General features: G+C 50.6%; 1 rRNA gene. It reads left to right on the forward strand.

The window, feature by feature from the left end:
• Positions 1–150: 150 nt before the first annotated feature.
• Positions 151–1553 (forward strand): 23S ribosomal RNA (locus PGH07_RS11395); the annotation flags it as partial.

Consider the following 1553-nt stretch of genomic DNA (forward strand, 5'->3'; position numbering starts at 1 on the left):
CATAGAGTTCATCTTTTAAAGCTTCATGCTTTAAACGCTCTTTAACAAATTGGATCTGAAAGATTGTCTTGTATTGTTTGATACAAGCGCCAACCGGCGAAATCGATCGTTACTAAACTATTCAACTGATCAGACGCCTTCGGGTTATATGGTCAAGTGAATAAGCGTGCACGGTGGATGCCTTGGCAGTCAGAGGCGATGAAGGACGTTGTAGCCTGCGAAAAGGTTCGGGGAGTCGGCAAACAGACTTTGATCCGGACATGTCCGAATGGGGAAACCCACCCGCTTGCGGGTATCTCTTAACTGAATACATAGGTTTTGAGAGGCGAACCCGGGGAACTGAAACATCTAAGTACCCGGAGGAAAAGAAATCAACCGAGATTCCCTTAGTAGCGGCGAGCGAACGGGGAGCAGCCCTTAAGCTGTTTTCGTTTTAGCAGAACACTCTGGAAAGTGTGGCCATAGTGGGTGATAGCCCCGTATGCGAAAGAGCGTTAACAGTGAAATCGAGTAGGACGGGACACGTGTTATCCTGTCTGAATATGGGGGGACCATCCTCCAAGGCTAAATACTCCTGACTGACCGATAGTGAACCAGTACCGTGAGGGAAAGGCGAAAAGAACCCCTGTGANCACGTGTTATCCTGTCTGAATATGGGGGGACCATCCTCCAAGGCTAAATACTCCTGACTGACCGATAGTGAACCAGTACCGTGAGGGAAAGGCGAAAAGAACCCCTGTGAGGGGAGTGAAATAGATCCTGAAACCGTGTACGTACAAGCAGTGGGAGCCGTTTACGGACGGTGACTGCGTACCTTTTGTATAATGGGTCAACGACTTACTTTCAGTAGCAAGGTTAACCGTGTAGGGGAGCCGTAGGGAAACCGAGTCTTAATAGGGCGTTGAGTTGCTGGGAGTAGACCCGAAACCGGGCGATCTATCCATGGGCAGGTTGAAGGTTGAGTAACATCAACTGGAGGACCGAACCGACTATCGTTGAAAAGCTAGCGGATGACCTGTGGATCGGAGTGAAAGGCTAATCAAGCCCGGAGATAGCTGGTTCTCCTCGAAAGCTATTTAGGTAGCGCCTCATGTCTCACCTTGGGGGGTAGAGCACTGTTTCGGCTAGGGGGTCATCCCGACTTACCAACCCGATGCAAACTCCGAATACCCAAGAGTGCAATCATGGGAGACACACGGCGGGTGCTAACGTCCGTCGTGAAAAGGGAAACAACCCAGACCGCCAGCTAAGGTCCCAAAGTTCTAGTTAAGTGGGAAACGATGTGGGAAGGCTTAGACAGCTAGGAGGTTGGCTTAGAAGCAGCCACCCTTTAAAGAAAGCGTAATAGCTCACTAGTCGAGTCGGCCTGCGCGGAAGATATAACGGGGCTCAAACTAGACACCGAAGCTGCGGATGCCTTAGGGCATGGTAGAGGAGCGTTCTGTAAGCCGTTGAAGCGGAAGCTGTGAGGCACCGTGGAGGTATCAGAAGTGCGAATGTTGACATAAGTAACGATAAAGGGGGTGAAAAACCCCCTCGCCGGAAGACCAAGG

The organism is Sulfurovum zhangzhouensis, assembly GCF_030347965.1.
In the GTDB taxonomy this organism is placed as follows: Bacteria; Campylobacterota; Campylobacteria; order Campylobacterales; family Sulfurovaceae; genus Sulfurovum; species Sulfurovum zhangzhouensis.